This is a genomic window from Streptomyces litchfieldiae, assembly GCF_031845365.1.
Taxonomy (GTDB): Bacteria; Actinomycetota; Actinomycetes; order Streptomycetales; family Streptomycetaceae; genus Streptomyces; species Streptomyces litchfieldiae.
Window position 1 is genome coordinate 112491 of sequence record NZ_JAVREL010000016.1, and the last position, 24095, is coordinate 136585.

The following is a 24095-nucleotide window of genomic DNA, read 5'->3' on the forward strand; positions in this document are numbered from 1 at the left end:
GGCCTTGACCGACACTTCGAGCCGGAATGTATGCAGTCGCCGATAAGGGCTTTACAAAACCCCTGCACAGTCCTTATATTTCATGAGATTTCATGGCTCGCGATGTATGCTGGCGCGAATGGCGCAGGGGCGCCCCGCTTGCTCATCACCGTCGTCGACTCTGACCACGTCGATTTCTCTGCCCCGCACGGAGAGTGATGTCACCAGAAACTGCCGCGCAGCCCTATGAACAGACCTTCTTGGAACTTCTCGTAGCAAAAGCATCTCCCGGGGAGTTCGAAGATGCGCTGCTGAGGGCGCGCCGTACCGGCCCAGGACACCGTCCCCTCGAAGAAGTGGAAAGAGCCAAGGAGATGGCGCTCCACATAGACGAACGCCTCAGACAGCTCGACAGCCGCAAGAACGCGTCCGCCGCTCTGATGGACACCGTGCGCGACCTCGGGGAACAGCGCAGCTTCGACGCCCTGCTCACCACCATCGCCCGCCGTGCGCGGCTGCTGCTGCACGCCGACGTGACCCTCGTCAGCCTGTGCGACGACCAGGGCGTGGCGGCCGTGCGCGCCAGCGACGGCGCGATCTCCGCGGTGCCGGCGGACCTGCTCTTACCGGGCGGGGCGGGCCCGGGGGCCGAGGCGACCCGGAGCCGGGCGGCCGTGTGGACCTCCGACTACTTCGCGGACGAGCGGTTCCCGCGCGCCGCGCCGCTGGACGATCTGGTGCGTGCGGAAGGGCTGTCCTCGCTGCTGGCGGTTCCGCTGCGGGGGATGGACGGGATCGTCGGCGTTCTCTACGCGGGACAGCGCGATGTGCGTTCCTACACGGCGGACGAGGTGGCCATGATGACGGCGCTGGCCGACTACGCCTCCTCGTCGCTGGAGCAGTCCCGCGCACTGGAGGAGGCCCGGGCTCGCGTGGCGTACACGACGGTGGCCTACGACAGGTTACGCGCGCAGATGCAGGCGGAGCAGCAGGCCACCAACGCCGGCCACCGCATGGTGGACTTCGTGCTGGGCGGTGCGGACGCCCAGGCACTGGCGGCAGAGACGGCGGGGGTGCTCGGGGGAGCGGTGGCGATCCGGGACGAGAACGACCTGACGATCGCCCAGTGCGGTGAAATTCCCGACGACTGCAACGAGTTGGACAAGGCGATCCTGGAGGCACGCGCGGAGCGGGCGGTCGTCACCGTCGGCGAGGACATCACTGTCGTGCCCGTCCGGGCGGGCAGCGAGGACCTGGGAGCGCTGATCCTGCGCTGCCGCCAGTCGTTCGCCGAGGCGGACCGGACGGTTCTGCACCATGTCGCGCGGGCGACGGCGGTGCTCGCCCTGCTCAGCCGCAACTCGGTGTCCACCGACGCGCAGGTGCGGGACGAGACGCTGGAGGAGCTGCTCAACGCCTCGCCGCGGGAACGTTACCGCACCGCGCAGTGGACCCAGCGGCTCGGCCTGGACCTGGGGCAGCCCCATGTCATCGTCGTCGCCCAGGCGGACGGCGGTCAGCGGGCCCGGACCCTGGCCTGGGCGGCGCGTTACGTCTCCCGGTGCGGCGGCGCCAAGACGATGCGCGAGGGCGCTCTCGTCCTGCTGCTGCCGGGTGCGGACCCGAAGGCGGCGGCCACCGAAGTGACCCGGCAGCTCGGGCAGATGCTGGGCCGGCCGGTAACGTCCGGCGGCGCGTCGGCCTGGGGCGAGCAGCACGCGGTGTCCCGTGGCTACCAGCAGGCCCTGCGCTGTCTGGAGGCGCTGACGAGCCTGGGCCAGCACGGCACGGCGGCCACCGTCGACGAACTGGGCTTCGTCGGGATGCTGCTCGGCGGGAACCGCAACGTGGGCGGCTTCATCGAGGCCACCCTCGGTCCCGTCATCCTCTACGACGCCGAACGCTCCACCGATCTGGGCAACACGCTGGAGGCGTACTTCGCCGCTGGCGGAAGTCCCACGCACGCCGCGGAGGCGCTTCAGGTCCACCCCAACACGGTGGCCCGGCGCCTGGAACGCATTTCCCAACTGCTCGGCCCCGACTGGCAGGAGGCGGGCCGCGCTCTCGAAATCCAGCTCGCGCTGCGACTTCAGCGCATCAGGAGCTCACTGCACGACTCCCTGCCGCCGGTTCGTCATGGGAAAGGCTGACCCCTTTCTCGAGCTCTCGCTCTCGACAGGCGGACCCGGCCGGGCCCGCGAAGTTGTCGCCGCGGGTCGGTCTCCGGTTTGACCGGGCCGACCCGCCGCGCGGAAGACGGCCGCGCCATCGGCGGCGATTCCTTCCCATCTCCACGCGCGATGCCGCGGCTTGACGCCTGCGTCCGCGCGTTCCCGCGGCGGTAGCCGCTTCATGTAACGGGCCACCGGCCGTTGCGGGTTCGTCCGGTATTCCCCGGCCGGCCGGTCGGGGTGTCCGGCGTGCCGGACCACAGCCTGTCATTGGCCCAGCCATTCACCATGCTTATTCGTACAGAATCTGTCAGGTCCCTTGCTCTACTGCGCTTCCGGTTTCGAACCCGGGCAGGCGTGGGTAACGGATGGTTGCGGACCGTGTTCCGGTCGTGACACTGGGGCGAACCTGCGTGCCCAACTCGCCAAAAGGTAAATTACTTTCTGAATGAGATACTTGACTGCTAAGTGAGTTGCGGGATACGGTAATCGTAGTAAGGCCGGGCGAAGCTTTACCCCGCCCCGGTCCGCTTTTTGCGCACGGTGAGGAGATCCTATGACTGCGCCTCCGCGGCCACCGCCGCGTTCGGCCGCTGTCCGCGCACCCCGATGAGCTGACGCCTCCGCACTGCCGCGGAGATCATCTGCGAATCGACCACCACGAGTTGGAATGAGATGTGATGCACCGTCGGTATTACCCGCGTCCGCTGCCGTGCGGCAATCCTCGGTTCTGCCCGCGCCGGGATTCACGACGGTCCATATCGCCCGGTCGCCAGCGTTCTCACGACACCGGCGTTGGCTGAGTGGGCGAACATGTCGGTCCCCATGGCTGATGTCCTCGTCGCCGACGGCGGAATCGGCGGACTCACCGCCGCGCTCAGCGTGGCGCGGCAGCGCCACCGGGTCACGGTTCTGGAGAGAGCCGGCGCCTACCAGGAGGTCGAGGCCGGCATCCGGCTGTCCTCGGGTGTCCTGGACGCCCTGGACCGGCTCGACATCGGCGACGCCGTGCGCGAACGGGCCGCGAGCCTCGACGAGTTGAGCCTGGTCGAGGGCAACACCGGGCAGCGGCTGGTCAGTTTATCGACGGCCACCGACGAGTGCGGCCACGGTGCCGGCAGCCCGGTGGTGATCCGGCGGCTCGACCTGTTCGAGATCCTGCTGGATGCCTGCCGCCGCATCCCGCACATCGATCTGGTGACGGACTCCGGCGTCACCCACTACGAGCAGGACGGCGAGAGAGTCACCGCGTTCCTGGAGTCGGGCGAACGCCGCTTCGCCGACGCCCTGATCGGGGCGGGCGGCGCCTGCTCCACGATCGGCCGCCAGTTGGCCGGCCGCACACCCCCGGACTCGCGGCGCACCTACTACCACGCCGTCGTCCCCGCCGAGCACATGCCCGAGAGCCTGAAGTCCAACGCCCTCACGGTATGGGCGCGGCCCCGCTGGCAGTTCGTGGTCTGCCCCATCGACACCGGGGGCTACTACGACCTCTCCGTCAACTGCGACAACGACGCCGAGGACGCGGACCCGGGCACGCCGGTCCCCGCCGAGCGCGTGCTGAGCGACTGCCTCGAGGCCGCCGAGGACGTGCGCGTCCTGATCGGCCTGGGCGGGGACTGGAAGATGTGGGTCACCCGCGACACCACGCCCGTCAGCCAGTGGGCCGACGGCCGGGTGGTGCTGACCGGGGACGCCCTCCACCTCCCCCTCCCGTTCATCTCGCACCACACATGCCATCTGGCGGTGGAGGACGCCGTGCGCCTCGGCGAGTTGATGGACTGCGACGCGGCCGACTTCCCGCAGGTCTTCCGGAGCTACGGAGTGCGCCGGGACGCCCTCGCCACCAAGGCGCGCAAGCGGGTGCTGTGCGCCGTGTCCCAGGAGGGCATGTACGACCGCATCCCCTGTCTGCACGGGATGTGACCTCTTCCCCGCCCCTTCCCCGCCCTTCCCCCTCCCCGTCATCCGGGGGCCACCGGCAACGGACCGGCCCCCGGGGTTCGGCGGGTTCGCCGAACTTCTCCCGGGGGCCGGCATGGCCGTTGCCGTCTCGTCCTACTCGGTGATCCCCTCGACGATCGACGAGTGCGACGGCGTGTCGATGATGCGGGTGAGCTTGAAGCCGGCCTTGGCGAACAGGGCCTGGAAGCCCTCCTTGGTGAGCTCCTGCCCGTCGACGATCGGCATCATCATCAGGTCCTGGGTCTTGCCGGGGTGGAAGGCGTTGTCCCGCGGGATCACCGCGTCGACGACGAGGATCCGGCCGCCCTCCGCCATGGCCCGCCGGCAGGCGTCCAGGATGCGCAGGCCGTCCTCCTCCGACCAGTTGTGCAGGACGTGCTTGATGACGTAGTAGTCGCCGCCGGCCGGGACCGACTCCAGGAAGTCGCCGCCCACGGCCTCCCACCGGCCGGCCAGCTCCGGGACGTCGAGCATGTGGCCCGCGACCACGTGGTCCCGGTCCAGCAGGATGCCCTTGACGCCCTCGTGCTGCTCCAGCACCGACCGCAGCAGACCCCCGCGCCCGCCGCCGACGTCCACCACGGTCGCCCCCGCGGGGAACTCGTAGCTGGCCGCGATCACCGGGTTCTCGGTGTCGGAGAACGCCGACATGCCCTTGTCGAAGGACTGGGCGAACTCGGGGTTGCCGGACATGTACTCGAACAGGCCGACGCCGTGGACGTCTTCGAACACCGTCTTGCCCTTGACGACGCCGTCGTAGAGCCGGGCCGCGGCGCCGAGCACCACCTCGTGGGCGGCGACCAGCGCGAAGTCCCGCAGGGACGGCTGCGCGTCGGAGCGGAACAGCTCCGCCTCGGGCGTCATGTGGAAGCGGCCGGCCTCGTCCTCACGGAAGACGTTGCGGGTCGCCAGGTAACGCAGCACCCGCTCCAGGTACGCGGCGTTGGCTCCGTTCAGCTCCGCCAGTTCCGCCGCCGTGCGCGGCCCCTTGGCCAGGTGGTCGGGAACGTCGAGCCGGATAGCGGTGCGGAGAGCGGACGGGAAGAGAAAGCCGAAGATGTCTTCGCACAGCTTCTCGACGCGATCCTGAAACTCCTGCTCGGACTCGCTCATGGAACTCCTCCGTTGGCAGTGCCCACTGGTTTGCCGGGCGATGTATGAACATGTCGTTGGCCGCGACGTTAGTCGTGCCGAACTCGTCCGGTAATGCGCCGGGTCGGTTATCTGTCAAGTCGCCCCGAGACGGCCTTGGTTACGCAGCGTCAGCGAATTGGAGGGCCTTCGTTCCGTTCCGTGCACGTCCGCACCCGCGCCGACCGGGCGCGTTTATTGTCAAGTCGGGGCCCGGCGCCGGCCCGGCCGCCGGGCCATATCCGCACAGCCCGTGCTGAATTCACGGTATTAACCCCGGGAAAGTCGACAGGATATGTCAGGTCCACCGGACACTCCGGGGGACCTGACGGACCCTCCCTATAGTTATTGACCGACCAGGGTGTTGAGCTGCGAATATTCTCCGGAGTGCCCGTCGCGTATCTCGGCGGACAGGGAAATGAATTAAAGGAGAAGGGCTGGGTTGGGACGTGACTGTCACCGGAAGTAAGACCTCGTTAGGCATCGTCGGCCTCGGGGCCTATTTGCCCGGCGAGCCAGTGCCCAACGATTCCATCGCCGAGGGCGCGGGAGTCGAGCTCCAGTGGATTCATGACCGCATCGGAATCGAGTACCGGCACCACGCGGCGCCGGAGGAGACCACCGCCGACCTGGCCGTTCGCGCCGCCGAGCGCGCGGCCGAGGGCTCACCGGTCACGCCCGACATGATCGTGCTCGCCACCTTCACCGCCGACCGGCAGTGCCCGGCCACCGCGCCCTTCGTCCAGGAACGGCTCGGCCTGACCGGCGTGCCGGCCTTCGACGTGGACGCGGCCTGCTCGGGATTCGTCTACGCCCTGGCCACCGCGACCGGCCTGGTGCACTCCGGCGTCTCCCAGACCCCCCTGGTGATAGGCGCGGACGTATTCACCAGGTTCATCAATCCGCAGGACCGGCGCACCGCGCCGCTGTTCGGCGACGGGGCCGGCGCGGTGCAGCTCGGCCCGGTGCCCGAGGGATACGGCATTCTCGCCACCGAATTGTGGGCGGAGGGCACGCAGACTTCCCTGGCCGCCGTTCCCCGGGGCGGCAACTGGTTCGTGATGGACGGCCGCGGAGTCGCCGGCGTCGTGATGGAGATGGGCCCGAAGCTGCTCAATACCGCGCTGGCCAAGGCCGGGGTCCGCCTCGATCAGCTCAATCGCGTCGTCGTGCACCAGGCGAATCCGCGGCTGGTGCGGAATCTCAGCGAGTACGTCGGCCTGGCGGACGAGGTGATGCCCACCTATGGCAAGCGCACGGGCAATACCGCGTCGGCGTCCGTGCCCGTCACCCTCGCACTCGCCCACGAGGAACGGCCGTTCCGCGACGGCGATCTCATCGCCCTGGTGGCCGTCGGCGCCGGCATGACCGCGGGCGCCGTCGTCCTGCGCTGGTACGAGGGGCCCCGGGCGTGACGCTCGTTCCGCCGCGGGGAACACCGGACTCGAGAAGGGAAGTCTGCTGTGCGGCTCACTGACACGGTGGCGCTGGTGACGGGCGGTACGGCCGGCCTCGGCCTCGCCACGGCCCGGCTGCTGCTCAACTCCGGCGCGAAGGTGGTCATCACCGGCCGCACCGAGGCGACCGGCAAGGCCGCCGCGGAGGAACTGGGGCCCGGCGCGGCGTTCGTGGCCGGCGACGTCGCCGACGAGGAGGACATCGAGCGGGCGCTGAACGTCGCCGCCGAACTGGGCAGCCTGCGCACCGTCGTGTGCTGCGCGGGTGTGCCGCACACCAAGCGCATGTCGGGCAGCCGCGCGATGAGCCTGGCCGACTTCTGCGCGGTGATCCAGACGAACCTGATCGGCACGTTCAACACGGTGCGGCTCGCCGCCGCCCGCATCATCGACCAGCCGCTGGTGGAGGAGGACCGCGGCGTCATCGTCACCACCTCCTCGATCGCGGCCTGGGACGGCCAGTCCGGCCAGGCCGCCTACGCCTCCTCCAAGGCCGCCGTCGCCGGGATGACGCTGCCGCTCGCCCGTGAACTGGCCGAGTACCAGATCCGCGTCGTCAACGTCGCGCCCGGCCTGTTCGACACCGAACTCTTCGCGGCCGTGCCCGAACGCGTCCGCCATCTGCTGGTCGAACGGATTCCGCACCCGCCCCGGATGGGTGTCGCCGACGAGTTCGCCTCGTTCGTCGGGCATGTCATCGGCAACGGGATGCTCAACGGCGAGTCGATCCGGCTCGACGGCGCCCTGCGCATGCAGCACGTGACCCGCGACCGCGCCTCCGCTCCGACCAGGCAGGGAAGTGACTGATGGAACTCGCCACCATGCTCAACTACGCGGGCAACCCCCGCGAGGCCGCCGACGAGGTGGCGCGGCTGGAGGACGCGGGCCTGGACGCCGTGTGGGTCGCCGAGGCCTACGGCTTCGACTCGCCCACCACGATGGGCTATCTGGCGGCCCGCACCCGCCGGATGAAGATCGGCGCCTCCATCCTCAACGTCTACTCCCGCACCCCCGCGCTGATCGCCCAGACCGGCGCCGGCCTGGACGCGGTCTCCGAGGGCCGCGCCCTCATCGGGCTCGGCGCGTCCGGGCCGCAGGTCGTCGAGGGCTGGCACGGCAAGCGCTACGACAAGCCGCTGGGCCGCACCCGCGAGACCGTCGACCTGTGCCGCCGCATCTGGCGCCGCGAGACGATCGTTCACCACGGGATCACCGACATGCCGCTGCCGCCGGAGAAGGGCGGCACGCTGGGCAAGCCGCTGAAGCTGCTCAACCGGCCGGTGCGCAAGGAGATCCCGGTGTGGCTGGCCTCGCTGGGCCCGGCCAATGTGCGCCTGACCGCGGAGATCGCCGACGGCTGGCTGCCGCACCTGTTCGTCCCCGAGAAGGCCAAGGAGGTCTGGGCGGCGCCGCTGGCCGAGGGGAGCGCCAAGCGCGCCCCCGAGCTCGGCCCGCTGGAGATCGCCGCGGGCACCATCCTCGCCGTCGGCGAGGACGCCGCCGCCGCGCGCGACCTGGCCCGCCCGATCATCGCCCTCTACATCGGCGGCATGGGCGCCAAGGGCCGCAACTTCTACAACGACCTGGCCCGCGCCTACGGCTACGAGGAGGCCGCGGAGAAGGTCCAGGACCTCTACCTCGACGGGCGCAAGCGAGACGCGGAGGCCGCCGTGCCCGCCGAGTTCGCCGAACTGGTCTCGCTGTGCGGCCCCGAGGGCTATGTCCGCGAGCGCATCGAGGCGTTCCGCGAGGCCGGGGTCACCCAACTCAACGTCCGCCTCGTCGGGCCCGATCCGGCGCGGCTCATCGAGAAGGTCAAGGGCTGGCTGTGACCACCGACGTCTTCATCTACGACGCGATCCGCACCCCGCGCGGGCGCGGCAAGCCGAACGGCGCGCTGCACGGCACCAAGCCCGTGGACCTCGTCGTCGGCCTCCTCCATGAACTGCTGCGCCGCTTCCCCGGACTCGACCCCGCGGCCGTCGACGACGTCGTGCTCGGCTGCGTCGCCCCCGTCGGCGACCAGGGGTCCGACATCGCCAAGATCGCCGCCATCGCCGCCGGTCTGCCCGACACGGTCGCCGGCGTGCAGGTCAACCGCTTCTGCGCCTCCGGCCTGGAATCGGTCAACATCGCGGCGGCCAGGGTTCGTTCGGGCTGGGACGAGCTGATCCTGGCGGGTGGCGTGGAGTCCATGTCCCGCGTCGCCATGGGCTCCGACGGCGGGCCCTGGCACAGCGACCCGATGACCAGCCTCGCCACCGGCTATGTGCCGCAGGGCATAGGCGCGGACCTCATCGCCACCGTGGAGGGCTTCGACCGGCGCCGGCTCGACGAGTTCGCCGCGCGGTCCCACGAACGGGCCGCCGAGGCGTGGAAGGACGGCCGGTTCGGCCGTTCCGTGGTGCCCGTCACCGACCGTGCCGGGCTGGTGGTGCTGGACCACGACGAGCACCTGCGGCCGGGCACCACCGCCGAGTCGCTGGCCAAGCTCAAGCCCTCGTTCGCCGCGATCGGCGAGCAGGGCGGGTTCGACGCCGTCGCGCTCCAGAAGTACCACTGGCTGGACGCGATCGAGCACGTCCACCACGCGGGGAACTCCTCCGGCATCGTGGACGGCGCGGCGCTGGTCGCGGTCGGCAGCGCGGCCGTCGGCGAGAGCCATGGCCTGACGCCCCGCGCCCGGATCCTGTCCACCGCCGTCGTCGGTTCCGAGCCCACCATCATGCTCACCGCGCCCGCGCCGGCCACCCGCAAGGCGCTGGCCAAGGCCGGGCTGACCATCGACGACATCGACCTGGTCGAGATCAACGAGGCGTTCGCCGCCATCGCCCTGCGCTTCGTGCGCGAGATGGACCTCGACCTGGCGAAGGTGAACGTCAACGGCGGCGCCATCGCCATGGGCCACCCGCTGGGCGCCACCGGCGCGATGATCCTGGGCACCCTCGTCGACGAACTGGAACGCCGCGACCTGCGCTACGGCCTCGCCACCCTCTGCGTCGGCGCCGGCATGGGCATCGCCACCGTCATCGAGCGCGTCTGACCTCCTGGAGAACACCGACCATGCCTGAGCCCACGCCGCCGTCCGCACCGATCCGCTGGCACCGGGACGCCGACGACATCATCACCCTCACCCTCGACGCCCCCGGCCGGTCCGCGAACACCCTCGACACGGCGTTCCGCGCCGCGCTCACCGCCGCCGCCGACCGGCTGGAGGCCGAACGCGACACCGTCACCGGCGTCGTCATCACCTCCGCCAAGCGGACCTTCTGCGCCGGCGGCGACCTGAACGACTTCCGGTCCGCCGGGCCGGCGGACGCGCGGCACCTCTTCGACCTGAGCATGGGCATCAAGCGCGACCTGCGCCGCATCGAGACCCTGGGCCGACCGGTCGTCGCCGCGCTGAACGGCACCGCGCTCGGCGGCGGCCTGGAGATCGCCCTCGCCTGCCACCACCGCGTGGCCCTGGACCGGCCCGACATCCGGTTCGGACTGCCCGAGGTCACCCTCGGCCTCCTGCCCGGCGGCGGCGGCGTCACCCGCGCCGTGCGGCTGCTGGGCATCACCGACGCCCTGGACAAGGTGCTGCTGCACGGCGCCCGTTACGCCCCCGCCGAGGCGCGCGCCGTCGGGCTCGTCCACGAGCTGGTGCCCACCGAACGCGAACTGCTCGCCGCCGCCCGCGACTTCATCACCACCAGCGCCGACGCCCGGCAGCCCTGGGACGTCCCCGGCCACCGCATCCCCGGCGGCACCCCCGCCGACCCCGCGTTCGCCGCCGTGCTGCCCACCCTCACCCCCGCCCTGATCCGGCGGGCCGGCGGCGCGCCCACCCCGGCCCAGCGCGCCATCCTCGCCACCGCCGTCGAGGGCGCCCAGGTCGGCTTCGACACCGCCGGGACCATCGAGGCCCGCTACTTCACCGAGGTGGCCACCGGCCAGACCGCCAAGAACATGATCCAGGCGTTCTTCTACGACCTCCAGGCCGTCACCGCCGGCCGCGGCAGACCCGGCGGCATCCCCCGGCGCCCCCTCGGCCGGATCGCCGTCCTCGGCACCGGCCCGGCCGCCGCGTTCGCCCGCTGCTGCGCCGAGGCCGGCCTGGACACCGCCCCCGGTGCGGACGCCACCGACCGCGACATCGTCGTCGGCGAGCCGGCCGGCCTCGCCGCCGCCGAGCGGGACGCCGCGCCCGACGCGCTGCTGTGCGCCGCCGCCTTCGGCCCGGCCCCCGCCGCGCTGCCCGAGGACGTGCAGCGGCAGGAGGACCTTCTCGGGCTCGGCCTGGCGCTGCCGGTGGGCACCATGCCGCTGGTGGAGATCGTGCGCGGCCCCAAGACGGGCGACGCGGCGCTGGCCCGCGCGTTCGACCTGGTCCGCCGGCTGCGCCGGACCCCGATCGTCGTCAACGACCCGCGCGGCACCGCGACCGCGCGCGTCGCCGGGAACCTCGTCAAGGAGGGCATCGCGCTGCTCGGCGAGGGCGTGCCGCCCGCCAGCGTCGAACAGGCCGCCGCGCGGGCCGGGTTCCGCGCCACCCCGCTGGCCCTGGCCGACGAGCTGACCCTCACGCTGATCACCGAGCTGGCCGAGGCCGGCCTCATCGCGCCCGACCACCCCGCCGACCGCGTACTGGCCCGGATGCTGGGCGAGTTGGACCGCCCCGGCCGCGCCGCCGGCTTCTACACCCGTCCCGCCGGCGCCGGGAGCGGCGCCCGGCCCCGGCTGTGGCCCGGTCTGCGCGAGCACTTCGCGCCCCGGCCCGGCGCCCCGGACCTGCCGTTCCAAGACATTCAGGAACGGCTGCTGTTCGCCGAGGCCCTGACCACCGTGCGCCTGCTCGACGAGGGCGTCCTCACCTCCGTCACCGCCGCCAACATCGGCTCGCTGCTGGGCACCGGCTTCCCGGCATGGACCGGCGGCGCCCTCCAGTACATCAACGGCTACCGCGGCGGCCCCGCCGGGTTCGCCGCCCGCGCCGCCGAGCTGGCGGCCCGTTACGGAACCCGATTCAAGGTCCCCGCCGCGCTTGCCGAACGGGCCGCGCGGGGAGAGATGTTCGCGGACTGACGTTTTCCACGGCCCCCCGCCGCGGCCCCCGCGCGCGGTGGGCCGCGGTCACTTTTTCGTCACTGTTTGTCCAGTGCTCCCGGCCTACTCTCCGAGGCGTCAGCGACAGGGGAGAGGCAGCCGTGGCCATACCTCAGCACATCGAGCCCATCGGACGCGGCGGTGAACAAGCCGCGCTGCGCCGGTTCCTGGACCGGGCCCGCGAGCACGGCGCGGCCCTGCTGCTCACCGGCGACACCGGCATCGGCAAGACCACCCTGCTCGCGTCGGCCACCAGACATCTCGGCACCCGCGTGCTGCGCGCCACCGGCCACCGCTCCGAAACGTCCCTGCCGGGCGCCGGACTGCGCCGCCTCCTCGGCACGTTCGACCCGGCGGCCACCACGCTCACCGAGGCGCTGGCCGCCGCCACCCGCGACGGCCCGGTGCTCGCCGTCATCGACGACGCCCACCGGTGGGACGCCGCGTCGCTGCGCGCGCTGCGGGCCGCCGCGCACCGGCCGCCCCCCGGCGCCGGCCTCCTCATCGCCGCCCGGCACGACCTGCCCCCGGGCCCGGACGTGCCCGCCCCGCGCACCCTGCGGCTGCGGCCCCTGACCAGCGGCGCCGCCGACCGGCTGCTGCGCGCCCAGCCCCGGGCGCTGACGGCGCGCACCCGCGCCCGAATCGCCGCCGAGGCCGCCGGCAACCCGCTCGCCCTGATCGAACTCGCCGCCGCGCTGCCGGACACCCACCCCGACGCGCCGACGCCCTCGGCGCACCTCCCGCTCGGCGACCGCCTGCACCGCGCGCTCGCCGAAGAACTGGCCGAACTACCCGCCGACGTCCGGCGGTTACTCCTCCTGGCCGCCGTCTGCGAACCGGCGGAGCGCGCGGTCGTATGCGCCGCCGCCGAGGCCGCCGGGCTCCCGGCCGGCGGGCTGGAGCGGGCGAAGGCGACCGGCTGGCTGCACCCGGACCGGGCCGACCTGCGCTTCCACTACCCCTATCTGCGCACCGCCGCCCGGCTCACCGCCGACGGGGCCGAACGCCGCGCCGCCCACCGCGCGCTCGCCGACGTCACCGCCGCGGAGCCCGTCCGGCGCGCCCGCCATCTGGCCGCCGCGCCGGCCGGGCCCGACGAGGACGCCGCCGCCGCGCTCGACGAGAGCGCCGCCCACGCGCGCCGCCGCGGCGCCGTCGCCGAGGCCGCCGCTGACTGGGAGGCCGCCGCCGAGCTCAGCGCCGAGGAGGGTGCCCGGGCCGCCCGGCTGGCCCGCGCCGCCCACGCCGCCTGGGAGGCCGGCCGCGCCGACCGGCTCGCCGAACTCCTCGACCGGGCCGCCGGGCCGGCCGCCGACGGCCGCGCCGCGGCCGTGCTCCTCGCCCTGCGCGGCCTCACCTCCCATGCCACGCAAGGCCGTTCGGGCGACGCGATGCCGCTGCTCCTGGACGCGGTGCGGTGCGCCGACGGCCTCCCGCCGGACCTCGTCGCCGCCGCCGGCCGGGTCACCGACAGCCTCGGCGACCCGGTGTGGGCCGCCCGGTTCGCCGGCGCGCTCACCGGCGAACCCGGCACCCGGCCGCGCGGCCGCGACCCCCGGCTGGTGGCGGCCCTGACCCTCACCCACGCCCCCCGGCACGCCCGGCGGCTGCGCGCCGCCCTCGCGGCCGAGGCCCGCACCCCCGACCTCGCGGGGCTGGCCGGCACGCTGGCGGCGGCGAGCGCCGTGGACGAGGCCGCGCCCCTGGTGCCCGCGGCCCGGACCGCGCTCGCCGATCTGCACGCCCAGGGCCGGTGGGGACCGGCGCTGTCCCTGCTGACCACGCTCCAGCACACCGAACTCCACCTCGGCCGGCTGCGCGACTTCGAACACCACACCGCCCAGGGCCTGGAACTCGCCAAGGCCGCCCGGGACCGCACCGCCGCCATGACGCTGCGGGCCGGCGTCGCCCACCGCGCCGCCTGGCGCGGCGACACCGCCGCCACCACCGAACTCACCCAGGACGTCTTGGACTTCGCGCTCACGGGCCCGCAGCGGCTGCTCATCGCCCGCGCCCGCTGGGCGCGCGGCCTGGCCGCGCTGGGGGAGGACCGCGTCGAGGAGGCGTACGCCCGGCTCCGGGCGCTGCCCCCGGACTACGACGGCACCGGCCACGACACCGTGGCGCGGTGGGCGCTGGCCGACGTTGTCACCGCAGCGCACCTGATGGGCCGCGAGGCCGAGGCCCGCGGCCACATCGCCCGTGCCGCGCGGCAGAACAGCACCCTCGCCTCGCCGCTGCTGGCCGGCCTGCTGGCCCGCTCCCGCGCGCTGCTGGCCCCCGGCGCCACCGCCGAACGCTGGTACCGCGCCGCGCTCGTCCGGCACGCCGTCACCAACTGGCCCTTCGAGGCGGCCCGCAGCCACCTCGTCTATGGCACCTGGCTGCGCCGCCGCCACCGGCTCACCGACGCCCGCGCCCACCTGTCCCGCGCCCGCGAGACATTCGCCGCACTCGGCGCCGACGTCTGGCAGCGCCGCGCCGACGACGAGCTTCGCGCCGCCGGCGCCCCGCCCAACGCCCGGCCCTGGGCCGCCCGTTACCGGCTGACCGCGCGCGAGGCCGACGTGGCGCGGCTGGTCGCCGACGGCCGCTCCGACCAGGAGGTGGCCCGCCGCCTGGCGCTGTCACCCGGCACCGTGGCCGGAGACCTGGACACCGTCTACGCCAAGACCGGCGTCGCCACCCGCACCGCCCTTACCGGCCTCCTCGACGCCGAGACCGCCTTTCGCGAGGAGCCGTGAACAACCACCCCGGCGCCGCCCGGCCGGGCCGCCGCGAGGTCGAGCACGGCCGCCGGGAAGAGGCGCAACCGGGCGGCGGACCCGGCGAGTTGACGAACGTGGTCGGACAGCCGCCGGTGCGCCCCGCCGGCACCGGGTGGGCCCGGCCGGTCGCTCCCGGTCCCCTGCGGACCGGGAGTGGGGACGACGGTCGGAATAATCGCGCGGCGGCCGGATTGAGCACCGGACAGGACCAGCCGAAGATGCCGCGGGTGTCGGTCGCCGGATCGGCGTCCTCGAACGCGTCCAGCGCGCCACGGCCCTCGCGCAGCCCGGCGGCGATCTCGGCCAGCGAGAAGCCCGGGCCGACGGCGGCGCGCGCGGCGACCAGGGCCAGCGCGCGCGGCAGCCGCCCGCACAGCGCGATGATCTCCTCAACGGCCGCCGGTTCGGCGGCGATTCGCTCGGCCCCCAGCCGGCGGGCGAGCGTTTCCCGGGCCTCCTCGGCGCTGAGCAGGTCCAGATGCAGCGGGTGGGCGCCCTCGGCGGCGACCAGGCCGTGCAGCCGGTTGCGGCTGGTGACGATCACCAGGCAGCCGGGGCTGCCGGGCAGCAGCGGGCGGACCTGCTCGGTGTCCCGCGCGTTGTCCAGCAGGATCAGCACCCGGCGCCCGGCCAGCAGGCTGCGGTAGAGCGCCGCCCGCGCGTCCAGCGTCGCCGGGACCCGCTGCGGCGGCGCGCCCAGCGCGTCGAGGAGGACCCGGATGGCCTCGCCGGGGTCCAGCGCCGAGCCGCGCGGGTCGAAGCCGTGGAGGTCGACGTAGAGCTGACCGTCCGGGAAGCGGTGCGCGATCTCGTGGGCCCAGTGCACCGCGAGCGTGGTCTTGCCGACCCCGGCCGCGCCGCCGATCGCGCTGATCACCACCGTCGCCGACTGCTCGCCCTCGGCGGGCAACAGCTCCCGCACGCGGGCCAGTTCCGCGCGCCGGCCGGTGAAGACCGGCAGGTCGGCCGGGAGTTGCGCCGGGCGCTCCGGGAACGGGCACTCGTCGGGGCGCCGCCCGGGGCCCGCCGGGGCGGCGCCGGCCGAGCCCTGTCGCAGCACCTGCTGATGGGCCCGGCGCAGCTCGGGCCCCGGCTCGATGCCCAGCTCCTCGACGAGCCGGGACCGCACCGTCCGGAAGACGTCCAGCGCCTCCGCCTGCTGTCCGGCGGCGGCCAGCACCCGCCCCAGCCGGGCCTGTAACGTCTCGTCCAGCGGGTGCTGGGCGGCGGCCCCGGCCAGCGCGGTCAGCACCCGTTCGGGGTCGCGCGCCGCGAGCGCCGCGTCGGCCGCCTCGCGCACGGCGGCGGTGTGCTCCCGTTCCACGGCGGTGAACACTGGATGTTCCCGCACCTCCGCCGGGATCCCCGCGGCGACCGGGCCCTGCCACAGCTCCAGCGCCTCGGCCAGCAGCTCCAGCGCCTCCTGGGGCGTCCCGGCCTGCGCCACGCGGCGTGCGCGGTCGCGAAGTTGGCGGAAATGCAGCAGATCGAGGGTGCCCGCCGTGACGTTCAGCCGGTAGCCGCCGGAGCCGCGCACCAGCCAGTGCCCGGCCGCGCGGGCGGGCAGCCCCGGCTCCAGGAGCCGGCGCACCACGCCCACATGACGGTGCACCACATTGACCCCGCTGCTGGGTGGATTGTCGCCCCACAGCACGCCGACGATCTCGGCCATGCTCACCGGCTGCCCGCCGCGGGCCAGCAGCAGTGCCACCAGGGCCCGTTGTTTGGGCTGCCCCAGGTCGCGTTCGACACCGTCCGACCAGGCCCGCACCGGCCCGAGCACCGTGAACCACATGAACGGCAGTGTAAGTCGGTCGAGTTGGCGAGTGATCCGAGAAGACCGGCTCCCGGACAGCGGCGGCGCCCCCCGGAGCGGCCCGCCGTTCACGACCCGGCGGCGGGAGCGTTCCGGATGTTCACCGGGGCGGTGGCCACCGGGCAGCCTCCGGTCACCCGCCGCGGGCAGGGTCGGGCCTCGCTCGCACGATCGCCCCCAGGAGGAGCCCATGCCCCGCCCAGCCGTCTGCCTCCGCCGGACCGCGGCCGTCCTCGCCGCTCTCGCCGCCGTCGCCCCGGCACTGTCGGGCGCCGCCCCGGCCGGGAGCGCGGCACCGGAGGTGCGGATGAACGAGATCCAGGCCATCGGCACGCACAACAGCTACCACCGCGAGCTGAGCTTCGCCGAGAAGGCGGCTCAGAGCGCCACCGACGCCAACTTCTGGAACCTGGAGTACTCCCACGCCTCGCTGCCCGCCCAGTTCGAGACGCAGCGCGTGCGCGGTATCGAACTCGACGTCTTCGCCGACCCCGAGGGCGGGCTGTACGGCCGACCGCTGGTGCGCACGGACGCCGGCCTCGGCCCGCTGACCGACCCCGAACTCCAGGAGCCCGGCTTCAAGGTGCTGCACTGGGCCGACCACGACTACGGCACCTCCTGCGCCTCGCTGCGGCTGTGCCTGACCCAGGTCGAGGAGTGGTCCGACGCCCACCCGGACCACGCGCCGATCCCCGTGCTGCTGGAGCTGAAGACCACCGACCCGGCGCGCGAGGCGCGCGGCGGCGCGGTGGGCCCGGACTGGACGCCCGCCTTGCTGGACGCGCTCGACGCGGAGATCCGCTCCATCGTGCCCGAGTCGGGCATGGTGACCCCCGACGACGTGCGCCGGCCCGGCCTGACCCTGGAGGAGTCGGTGCTGCGGCACGGCTGGCCGAGCCTCGGTGACTCGCGCGGCCGGCTGATATTCCTGATGGACAATCAGGACCCGGCGCTCCAGGCCGCCTACCGCACCGGCCGCCCCAGCCTGGAGGGCCGCGTGCTGTTCACCAACTCCCGTCCCGGGCGCGCCGACGCGGCGTTCGTCGGCTGGAACGACCCCACCGGCGAGAACGAGGCCGTGATCCGGTCCATGGTGGAACGCGGCTACTACGTGCGCACCCGCTCCGACGTGCCGTTCACCGAGGCGTCCTCGGGCACCACCGAACGGCTGCGCGCCGCCCTGGACTCGGGAGCGCAGATCATCAGCACCGACTTCCCGGTGACCGGACTGGCCGGGCGGTACGGATCGGACTACACCGCCGAACTCCCCGGCGACACGGCCGTGCGCTGCAACCCGGTGAACGCGCCCCGGTCCTGCCGTTCCAGCCGCTTGGAGGACGTGAACTAGCTGCCGTCGGGCCCGTCCTCCCGGGCCAGCTCCAGCGCCGAGCGCGCCGCCAGCGCCCCCGCTATCCGGAACGCCAGCTCGCTGGACCCCTCCGGGTGGGCCCGGGCGGCCACCAGCACCACGCGGGTGGCCACCAGCAACCCGTGCTCGGGAAAGCTCAGTTGGTCCCGGATGCCCTCGGCGGCCGCGGTGAGGAATCCGGGTATGTCCGCGGCCGGCTCGTAGGCCACGTCGAGGTCCGCCGCCGTCTCGAAGGCGAAGCCCTCGGCGGCCGGTTCGAAGTCCACGGTGATCTCCGCGAACTGCGGAGCACAGTTGATCTTCTTGTGCAGCACCCGGACACCGCGCAGCGGGCGGGGCGGAAACGGGCGGGCCGGGACCGATGTCATGGGGGCAGGTTAGCCAGGCGGCCGGGCCGGGGGCGACGGCTTTCGCCGCCCCCGGCGGCGGGCTCAGCCCGCCAGTTCCGCGCGCGCCTCGTGCAGCGCCCCCGCCAGCAGGGCCGCACCCTCCTCCGCCTCCTGGACGGTGAGGCTCAGCGGCGGCGCGATCCGCAGCACGCTGCCGCCCGGGCCGCCGCCCTTGCCCACCAGCAGCCCGGCCCGCCGGGCCGCCTCCAGCGCCAGGGAGGCCGCCGGCGGGCAGGGCTCGTCGGTGCCGGGCGCCACCAGCTCGACGCCGATCATCAGCCCCCGCCCGCGCACCTCGCGGACCAGGTCCAGCCCGGCGGTCGCGGCCCGCAGCCGCTCGATGAGCAGCCCGCCCACCCGCCGGGCGTTGCCCTGGAGGTCGCGCTCCAGCAGATACCCCAGGTTCGCCAGGCCCGCGGCCATGGTCACCGGGCTGCCGCCGAACGTCGAAATCGAGTTCACGTCCAGGCAGTTCATCACCTCGGCCCGCGCCACCACGCCACCGATGGACATGCCGTTGCCGATGCCCTTGGCGAACGTCAGCATGTCCGGCGGCCCGGCCGCGTCATGCGCCTGCCACCCCCAGAAGTGGTCGCCGGTCCGGCCCCAGCCCGTCTGCACCTCGTCGCTGATCCACAGGATGCCCTCGGCGGCCAGCACCTCGCGGAACGCGGCGAACAGCCCGTCCGGCCCCGAGGTGAACCCGCCCACGCCCTGCACCGGTTCGGCGATGAGCGCGGCCACCCCGCCCCGGTTCTGGGCCAGGACGTCCCGCAGATCCGCGACGCACGCCTCGATGAACTGCTGGTCCGGCAGCGCCGCGAACGGGCCCCGGGTGCGGACGCCGCCGTGCACGTACAGCGTCTGGAGCGGCGACAGACTCGTGGGCGACCAGGCCGAGTTGCCCGTGATGCCGACCGTGGAGAACGACCTGCCGTGGTAGCTGTTGCGCATGGCCAGCACCTGGTTGGACCGGCGGTGGGCCGTGGCGAGCAGCAGCGCGGTGTCGTTCGCCTCGGTGCCCGAGGTGGTGAAGAAGACCCGGGCGTCGGGGATGCCGGACAGCGCGACGACGCGCTCGGCCAGCTCGATCATCGGCCGGTTCAGATAGAGGGTCGAGGAGTGCACGATCCGCGCCGCCTGCTCGGCGATCGCCTTGGTGACCTCCGGCAGGGCGTGCGCGGTCATGGTGGTGAGGATGCCGCCGAAGAAGTCCAGATAGCGGTTCCCCTCGGCGTCCCAGACGTGCCGGCCCTCGCCGTGCGTCAGCTCGATGGGCCGCTCGTAGTACAGCGCCAGCCACTCCGGCAGCACGGCCTCGTGCCGGCTCAGCAGCCCCTCGTGCGGGTCGTTCGCCCCGATCACGGGCGCACCAGTCCCCGGTAGGCGTCCGGGCGGCGGTCCCGGTAGAACGCCCACTGCTGCCGTACCTCGTCGATCAGGCTGAAGTCCAGGTCGCGCACGACCAGTTCCTCCTTGCTGTCGCTGGCCACCTCGCCCACGAACTGGCCGCGCGGATCGACGAAGTAGCTCGTGCCGTAGAAGTCGTTGTCGCCGTAGGGCTCGGCGCCGACGCGGTTGATCGCGGCGATGAAGTACTCGTTGGCCACGGCGGCGGCCGGCTGCTCCAGCTTCCACAGGTACGCCGACAGCCCGCGCGAGGTCGCCGAGGGGTTGAAGACCAACTGCGCGCCGGCCAGGCCCAGTTCCCGCCAGCCCTCGGGGAAGTGCCGGTCGTAGCAGATGTAGACGCCGATCCGGCCCACGGCCGTGTCGAACACCGGCCAGCCCAGATTGCCCGGCCGGAAGTAGAACTTCTCCCAGAAGCCGTGCACCTGCGGGATGTGGTGCTTGCGGTACTTGCCGAGGAACGTGCCGTCCGCGTCGATGACCGCGGCGGTGTTGTAGTAGTGGCCCGAGTCCTCCAGCTCGAAGACGGGCACCACCAGCACCATGCCGGTCTCCCGGGCGAGTTCGCGCATTCTGCTGACCGTCGGGCCGTCCGGCACCGCCTCCGCCCACCGGTAGTGCTCCGGATCCTGCACCTGGCAGAAGTAGGGCGCGTTGAACACCTCCTGGAACCCCATGACCCGTGCGCCCTGGCGGGCCGCCTCTCTGGCGTAGTCCTCATGCTTGGCGATCATCGACTCGGTGTCGCCGGTCCAGGTCGTCTGCACCAGCGCGGCACGGACTGCTTCCGCCATGGTCTGCTCCCGTCGTCGTGGCAGGGGCGCGGGCTTGACACGCGTAGATCGACGGTAGGTTCCGTCACTCACCGTGGCAAGACCGTGGGCGTAACGTCGCCGCTTCGGTTGGGTTTCCGCTCGCGGCCGCCCAGCGCCCGGCGTCGCGCAGAAGGGGCTCGTCCGCCTCCGCTCGCGCCGGTAGATTCCCGGCCATGAATGACGACGTCCGCTCGCTCCTCATCGCCGTGGCCGCGACAGCGGTCGCCGCGCTCATCCTCGGCTGGTTCCTGCGCGGCTACCGCCAGAACCGCTCGCTGCGCCGCCTCCAGGGCTTCTTCGGGCTGCCCGACAACTCCGAATGCCTCGTCGTGGTCGGCCGGGAAACCGGCGCGGACGGCGCGGTGGCGCGCAACGACGTCTTCGCGCTGCTGGAGTTGGCGGCGGTCGTCAAGAACTGTGGCGCCAAGGCACAGGTGATATCGGGGGAGACCGCCCAGCAGGGCTTCGGGGAGCGCACCGAGTTCTGCATCGGGGGACCGGTGAGCAACCGCCGCATGGCCGCCCACCTGCACAGTCTTCTGCCGGGCGTGGCGGTGAACACCGACCCCGACCCGGGGCCGGACCGGGGCGCGTTCCTCATCGGCAGCGAGCGCTACCGGCTGGAGAACGGCTCGGTCGAGCACGTGCTGCTGGCGCGCCTCACCGCCGGGCAGCAGGGGCGGCCGGTGTTCCTGGCCTGCGGCCAGCGCTCGATCACCAACCAGGCCGCCACCCGTTACCTCGCCAAGTACCACACGAGACTGGCCCGCAAGTACGGCTCCGGCGGCAACTTCTGCCTGCTGCTGAAGGTGGTCAACTCCCAGGCATACGGACCCGACGTGGTGGAACTGCTCAAGGATGTGACACGCACGGCCACCAGTCCTCAGCCGAAGCTCACCACCAGTAAGGACGTCTGACACCGTGTGACGTAGCCTGGCCCAGGGGTACGTAGGGCAGCGCAGCCTGCGGAAGGGAGACAGGGGATGGGCGACACCCGGCCGATGTACCAGCGGATCGCCGACGACCTCCGGCGGCAGATCGACGAGGGGGTGCTTGTGGTCGGGGCGCGGATTCCCTCCCGCGCCGAGCTCAAGCGGTCCTACCGGGCGAGTGATCAGACGGTGGACCGGGCGGTGCGGGTGCTGAAGGCGGCCGGGTACGCCACCGGCCAGTTCGGGCGGGGGGTGTTCGTCAGCGACCGGGCGCCGATCGGCGCGCTGGTGCGGTCCACCGACGCGGTGGACACGCCGCTGGCCGCCCGGATCAGCGTCGCGGGCGGCCGGGTGAACGGACAGCCGGACCTCGCGTGGGAGGCCACCTCGACCACCACGGTGGCGCCGCCCGGGATCGCCGAGCGGCTCGGGGTCCGGCCGGGCGAGCGCGTGATGTGCACCCAGTACGAGTACCTGGCCGACCACCGCCCGCTCCAACTGGCCACGAGCTGGGAGCCGTTGGCCCTCACGGAGGGCACGGACGTGGTCTTCCCCGAGCGCGGTCCCTACGCCCGCCGGGGGGTGCGCGGCCGGTTCGCGGCGATCGGCATCCGCGTGGTGCACGCCAAGGAGGTCGTCGGCTCCCGCCCGGCGACCAGCCCGGAGGCGGAGGCGCTCGGCTGCGCCCCGGGCCAGTGCGTGACGGCTGTGGAGCGCACCCACTACGACGCCGACGACCGCCCGGTGGAGACGTCCGACACGATCGTGCTGGGCGACCGCTGGCGGCTGGAGTACGCCATCTCCTTCGGCGGTTGAGGCCGTCGCCGCGCCCCGGGGTCAGGACTCGGCGACCTCCGCGTAGACCTGGGACAGCTCCGGGGCGCCGGTGTCCGCCCACTCCTGGCCGGTGGTGACCACGTCCACCTCCCGGCCCGAGGCCATCACCACGACGGGACGCCCGTCGGGCCCCGGGCCCCAGTGGGCGCCGGGCACGGTGCGGACGATGACGGTGCCCAGATACAGCCCGACATCGTTGGCGAGCCAGGGCAGCTCCTCCGGATCGTCCCGCCAGCGCGGCAGGAGCTGGTCCAGGGCCTCCAGTGAGACGGGGCTGTCGCCGAGCACGACTCCGGCTTGCTTCGCCCGGTTGCGCAGGAGTTCGCACTCGGACAGCAGCTCGGCCACCCCTTCGGGATCGGACCAGGCACCGGTCGCCTCAGCGACGGGCCTCTTGCGCCAGTTGTCCAGGAAAGGGATGTTCATGTGTTCCAGGGTCGCATCTTGGAGGCCCGGGGCACCACAGGGCGCGCGTCCCCGGCTCAATCCGGCCCCCCGGACTACGCGTCCAGATCCACGACGACCGGCGCGTGGTCCGAGGCGCCCTTGCCCTTGCGCTCCTCGCGGTCCACATACGCGTCCTTGACCGCGCCGGCGAACGCCGCGTTGCCATAGACGAGATCGATGCGCATGCCCCGGTTCTTCGGGAAGCAGAGCTGGCGGTAGTCCCAGTAGGTGAACGGCTTGTCGTACTTGAGCGGGCGCGGCACGACATCCGACAGGCCGGTGCCGCGCAGGGCCTCCAGCGCGGCCCGCTCCACATCCGTGACATGGGTGGCGCCCTCGAACTGCGCCAGGTCGTAGACGTCTTCGTCGGCGGGCGCCACATTGAAGTCGCCGAGCACCGCGAACGGCCGCTCGCCCGCCGCGTCCTGGGCCACCGTGTCCTTCAGCGCGGCCAGCCAGCGCAGCTTGTACGCGAAGTGCGGATGGCCGACCTCGCGGCCGTTGGGCACGTAGACCGACCACACCCGGGCGCCGCCACAGGTGGCGGCCACGGCCCGCGGCTCCGCCTTGCCGTCGAACTCGGGGCCGGCCCGCAGGCCCGTCTCGACCTCCGTCAGGCCGACCCGGGAGAGCACGGCCACGCCGTTCCACCGGCCGTCGGCGTGCACGGCCGCCTCGTAGCCGTGCTCCCGCAGCCGCTCGGTGGGGAAGGCCGCGGCGTCGCACTTGAGCTCCTGGAGGCAGAGCACGTCGGTGCCGCTGCGCTCCAGCCAGGCCAGCAGGCGGTCGATGCGGACGGTGATCGAGTTGATGTTCCAGGTGGCGATGCGCATGACGGCTCTCTTCAGACGGTGACGGACTCGCCGGGGGCCAGCCGGGCGTACTCGGTGGCGCCGATGCCGGGGCCCTGGGGGCTCAGATTGCGGCCGTAGACCGCGAGGCCGGCGGGGGAGAGGAGCCCGTCGTGCACGGCCAGCGCGCGGTCGGGTCCGACCTGGCGCACATAGTCCACGATCTCGGAGAACTTGTTCCACGGGGCGTGCACGGGCAGCAGCAGGGTCCCGACCGGGCGGTCGGGGTCGGTCAGCGCGTCGCCGGGGTGGAAGAGCGCGCCATCCACGACATAACCGACATTCGTGATGCGGGGCATGTCGGGGTGGATCACGGCGTGGAGCTCGCCGTGCACCTCGACGTCGAAGCCGGCGGCCGAGAACGTGTCCCCCCGGCCGACCGTGTGCACGCGGCCCGGGAAGGCGCCGGAAAGCTGCTCGGCGACGCTCCGCAGCGTCCAGATCTCGGCGCCGGGGGCCGCGTCGAGGGCGGCCCGCAGCCGCCCCTCGTCGAAGTGGTCCGGGTGCTCGTGCGTGATGAGCACGGCGTCCGCCCCGACCGCGGCGTCCTCCTCGCTGAACGCGCCCGGATCGATCACGAGCGTGCGGCCGTCCTTGGTGAGCCGGACGCAGGCGTGGCCCTTCTTGATGAGCTCCATGCGGGCCATTGTGCTACGGGCGACTG

The 24095-nt window shown here is 73.1% G+C and carries 19 protein-coding genes; 11 read left to right on the plus strand and 8 right to left on the minus strand.

Annotated features, from left to right (window positions below; genetic code table 11):
* The first annotated feature begins 353 nt into the window (after positions 1–353).
* Together RM590_RS24995 and RM590_RS25000 are read left to right on the plus strand one after the other, a co-directional pair.
* Positions 354–2129, plus strand: a complete 1776-nt coding sequence (locus RM590_RS24995; protein WP_311706954.1) for a helix-turn-helix domain-containing protein — start codon at positions 354–356, stop codon at positions 2127–2129.
* Positions 2130–2975: 846 nt separating this feature from the next.
* Positions 2976–4076, plus strand: coding sequence for an FAD-dependent monooxygenase (locus RM590_RS25000; RefSeq protein ID WP_311706955.1), 1101 nt, complete (start codon positions 2976–2978; stop codon positions 4074–4076).
* Positions 4077–4208: 132 nt separating this feature from the next.
* On the opposite strand, the gene RM590_RS25005 is transcribed toward RM590_RS25000, so the two are convergent.
* A complete protein-coding gene (locus RM590_RS25005) occupies positions 4209–5228 on the minus strand; it encodes a methyltransferase (protein ID WP_311706956.1) in 1020 nt (339 codons plus the stop codon).
* Positions 5229–5695: 467 nt separating this feature from the next.
* Here RM590_RS25005 and RM590_RS25010 point away from each other — a divergent pair, with 467 nt between their 5' ends.
* The 6 genes from RM590_RS25010 to RM590_RS25035 all read left to right on the plus strand — a co-directional run bounded on the left by RM590_RS25010 (position 5696) and on the right by RM590_RS25035 (position 14541).
* Positions 5696–6661, plus strand: coding sequence for a 3-oxoacyl-ACP synthase III family protein (locus RM590_RS25010; protein ID WP_311706957.1), 966 nt, complete (start codon positions 5696–5698; stop codon positions 6659–6661).
* Between the two features lie 48 nt (positions 6662–6709).
* A complete protein-coding gene (locus RM590_RS25015) occupies positions 6710–7510 on the plus strand; it encodes an SDR family NAD(P)-dependent oxidoreductase (RefSeq protein WP_311706958.1) in 801 nt (266 codons plus the stop codon).
* Positions 7510–8535 (plus strand): LLM class F420-dependent oxidoreductase, encoded by a 1026-nt coding sequence (locus RM590_RS25020; protein ID WP_311706959.1) that lies wholly within the window; start codon positions 7510–7512, stop codon positions 8533–8535. Before RM590_RS25015 ends, RM590_RS25020 begins: the two co-directional genes overlap by 1 nt.
* Positions 8532–9746: an acetyl-CoA C-acetyltransferase gene (locus RM590_RS25025; RefSeq protein ID WP_311706960.1), complete on the plus strand. Its 1215-nt coding sequence runs from the start codon at positions 8532–8534 to the stop codon at positions 9744–9746. Before RM590_RS25020 ends, RM590_RS25025 begins: the two co-directional genes overlap by 4 nt.
* A 20-nt stretch (positions 9747–9766) precedes the next feature.
* Positions 9767–11773 carry an enoyl-CoA hydratase-related protein gene (locus tag RM590_RS25030; RefSeq protein WP_311706961.1) on the plus strand — a complete coding sequence of 669 codons (2007 nt, stop codon included), beginning with the start codon at positions 9767–9769 and terminating at the stop codon, positions 11771–11773.
* Between the two features lie 122 nt (positions 11774–11895).
* Complete coding sequence (locus tag RM590_RS25035; protein ID WP_311706962.1) at positions 11896–14541, plus strand: helix-turn-helix transcriptional regulator; 2646 nt, start codon at positions 11896–11898, stop codon at positions 14539–14541.
* Here RM590_RS25035 and RM590_RS25040 read toward each other — a convergent pair.
* Complete coding sequence (locus tag RM590_RS25040; protein WP_311706963.1) at positions 14495–16360, minus strand: AfsR/SARP family transcriptional regulator; 1866 nt, start codon at positions 16358–16360, stop codon at positions 14495–14497. The genes RM590_RS25035 and RM590_RS25040 overlap by 47 nt on opposite strands.
* Positions 16361–16571: 211 nt before the next feature.
* On the opposite strand from RM590_RS25040, the gene RM590_RS25045 reads away from it, so the two are divergent.
* On the plus strand, positions 16572–17729 hold the full coding sequence (locus RM590_RS25045; RefSeq protein ID WP_311706964.1) for a phosphatidylinositol-specific phospholipase C1-like protein: 1158 nt from the start codon (positions 16572–16574) through the stop codon (positions 17727–17729).
* Here RM590_RS25045 and RM590_RS25050 read toward each other — a convergent pair.
* The 3 genes from RM590_RS25050 to RM590_RS25060 form a co-directional block, all read right to left on the minus strand.
* Positions 17726–18118 (minus strand): hypothetical protein, encoded by a 393-nt coding sequence (locus RM590_RS25050; protein ID WP_311706965.1) that lies wholly within the window; start codon positions 18116–18118, stop codon positions 17726–17728. The genes RM590_RS25045 and RM590_RS25050 overlap by 4 nt on opposite strands.
* 63 nt (positions 18119–18181) lie before the next feature.
* Complete coding sequence (locus RM590_RS25055) at positions 18182–19504, minus strand: aspartate aminotransferase family protein (RefSeq protein ID WP_311706966.1); 1323 nt, start codon at positions 19502–19504, stop codon at positions 18182–18184.
* Positions 19501–20343: a nitrilase-related carbon-nitrogen hydrolase gene (locus RM590_RS25060; RefSeq protein WP_311706967.1), complete on the minus strand. Its 843-nt coding sequence runs from the start codon at positions 20341–20343 to the stop codon at positions 19501–19503. Before RM590_RS25060 ends, RM590_RS25055 begins: the two co-directional genes overlap by 4 nt.
* Before the next feature lie 194 nt (positions 20344–20537).
* Here RM590_RS25060 and RM590_RS25065 point away from each other — a divergent pair, with 194 nt between their 5' ends.
* Both RM590_RS25065 and RM590_RS25070 read left to right on the plus strand, forming a co-directional pair.
* A complete protein-coding gene (locus RM590_RS25065) occupies positions 20538–21281 on the plus strand; it encodes a hypothetical protein (protein WP_311706968.1) in 744 nt (247 codons plus the stop codon).
* Positions 21282–21347: 66 nt separating this feature from the next.
* Positions 21348–22112 (plus strand): GntR family transcriptional regulator, encoded by a 765-nt coding sequence (locus RM590_RS25070; RefSeq protein WP_311706969.1) that lies wholly within the window; start codon positions 21348–21350, stop codon positions 22110–22112.
* A gap of 21 nt (positions 22113–22133) precedes the next feature.
* Here the strand turns inward: RM590_RS25070 and RM590_RS25075 are convergent, their stop codons facing one another.
* The 3 genes from RM590_RS25075 to RM590_RS25085 all read right to left on the minus strand — a co-directional run bounded on the left by RM590_RS25075 (position 22134) and on the right by RM590_RS25085 (position 24069).
* Positions 22134–22559 carry a DUF6278 family protein gene (locus RM590_RS25075; RefSeq protein WP_311706970.1) on the minus strand — a complete coding sequence of 142 codons (426 nt, stop codon included), beginning with the start codon at positions 22557–22559 and terminating at the stop codon, positions 22134–22136.
* Positions 22560–22633: 74 nt separating this feature from the next.
* Entirely contained in the window at positions 22634–23413 is a 780-nt protein-coding gene (locus RM590_RS25080) for an exodeoxyribonuclease III (protein WP_311706971.1), read from the minus strand.
* Between the two features lie 11 nt (positions 23414–23424).
* A complete protein-coding gene (locus tag RM590_RS25085; protein WP_311706972.1) occupies positions 23425–24069 on the minus strand; it encodes an MBL fold metallo-hydrolase in 645 nt (214 codons plus the stop codon).
* Positions 24070–24095 lie beyond the last annotated feature (26 nt).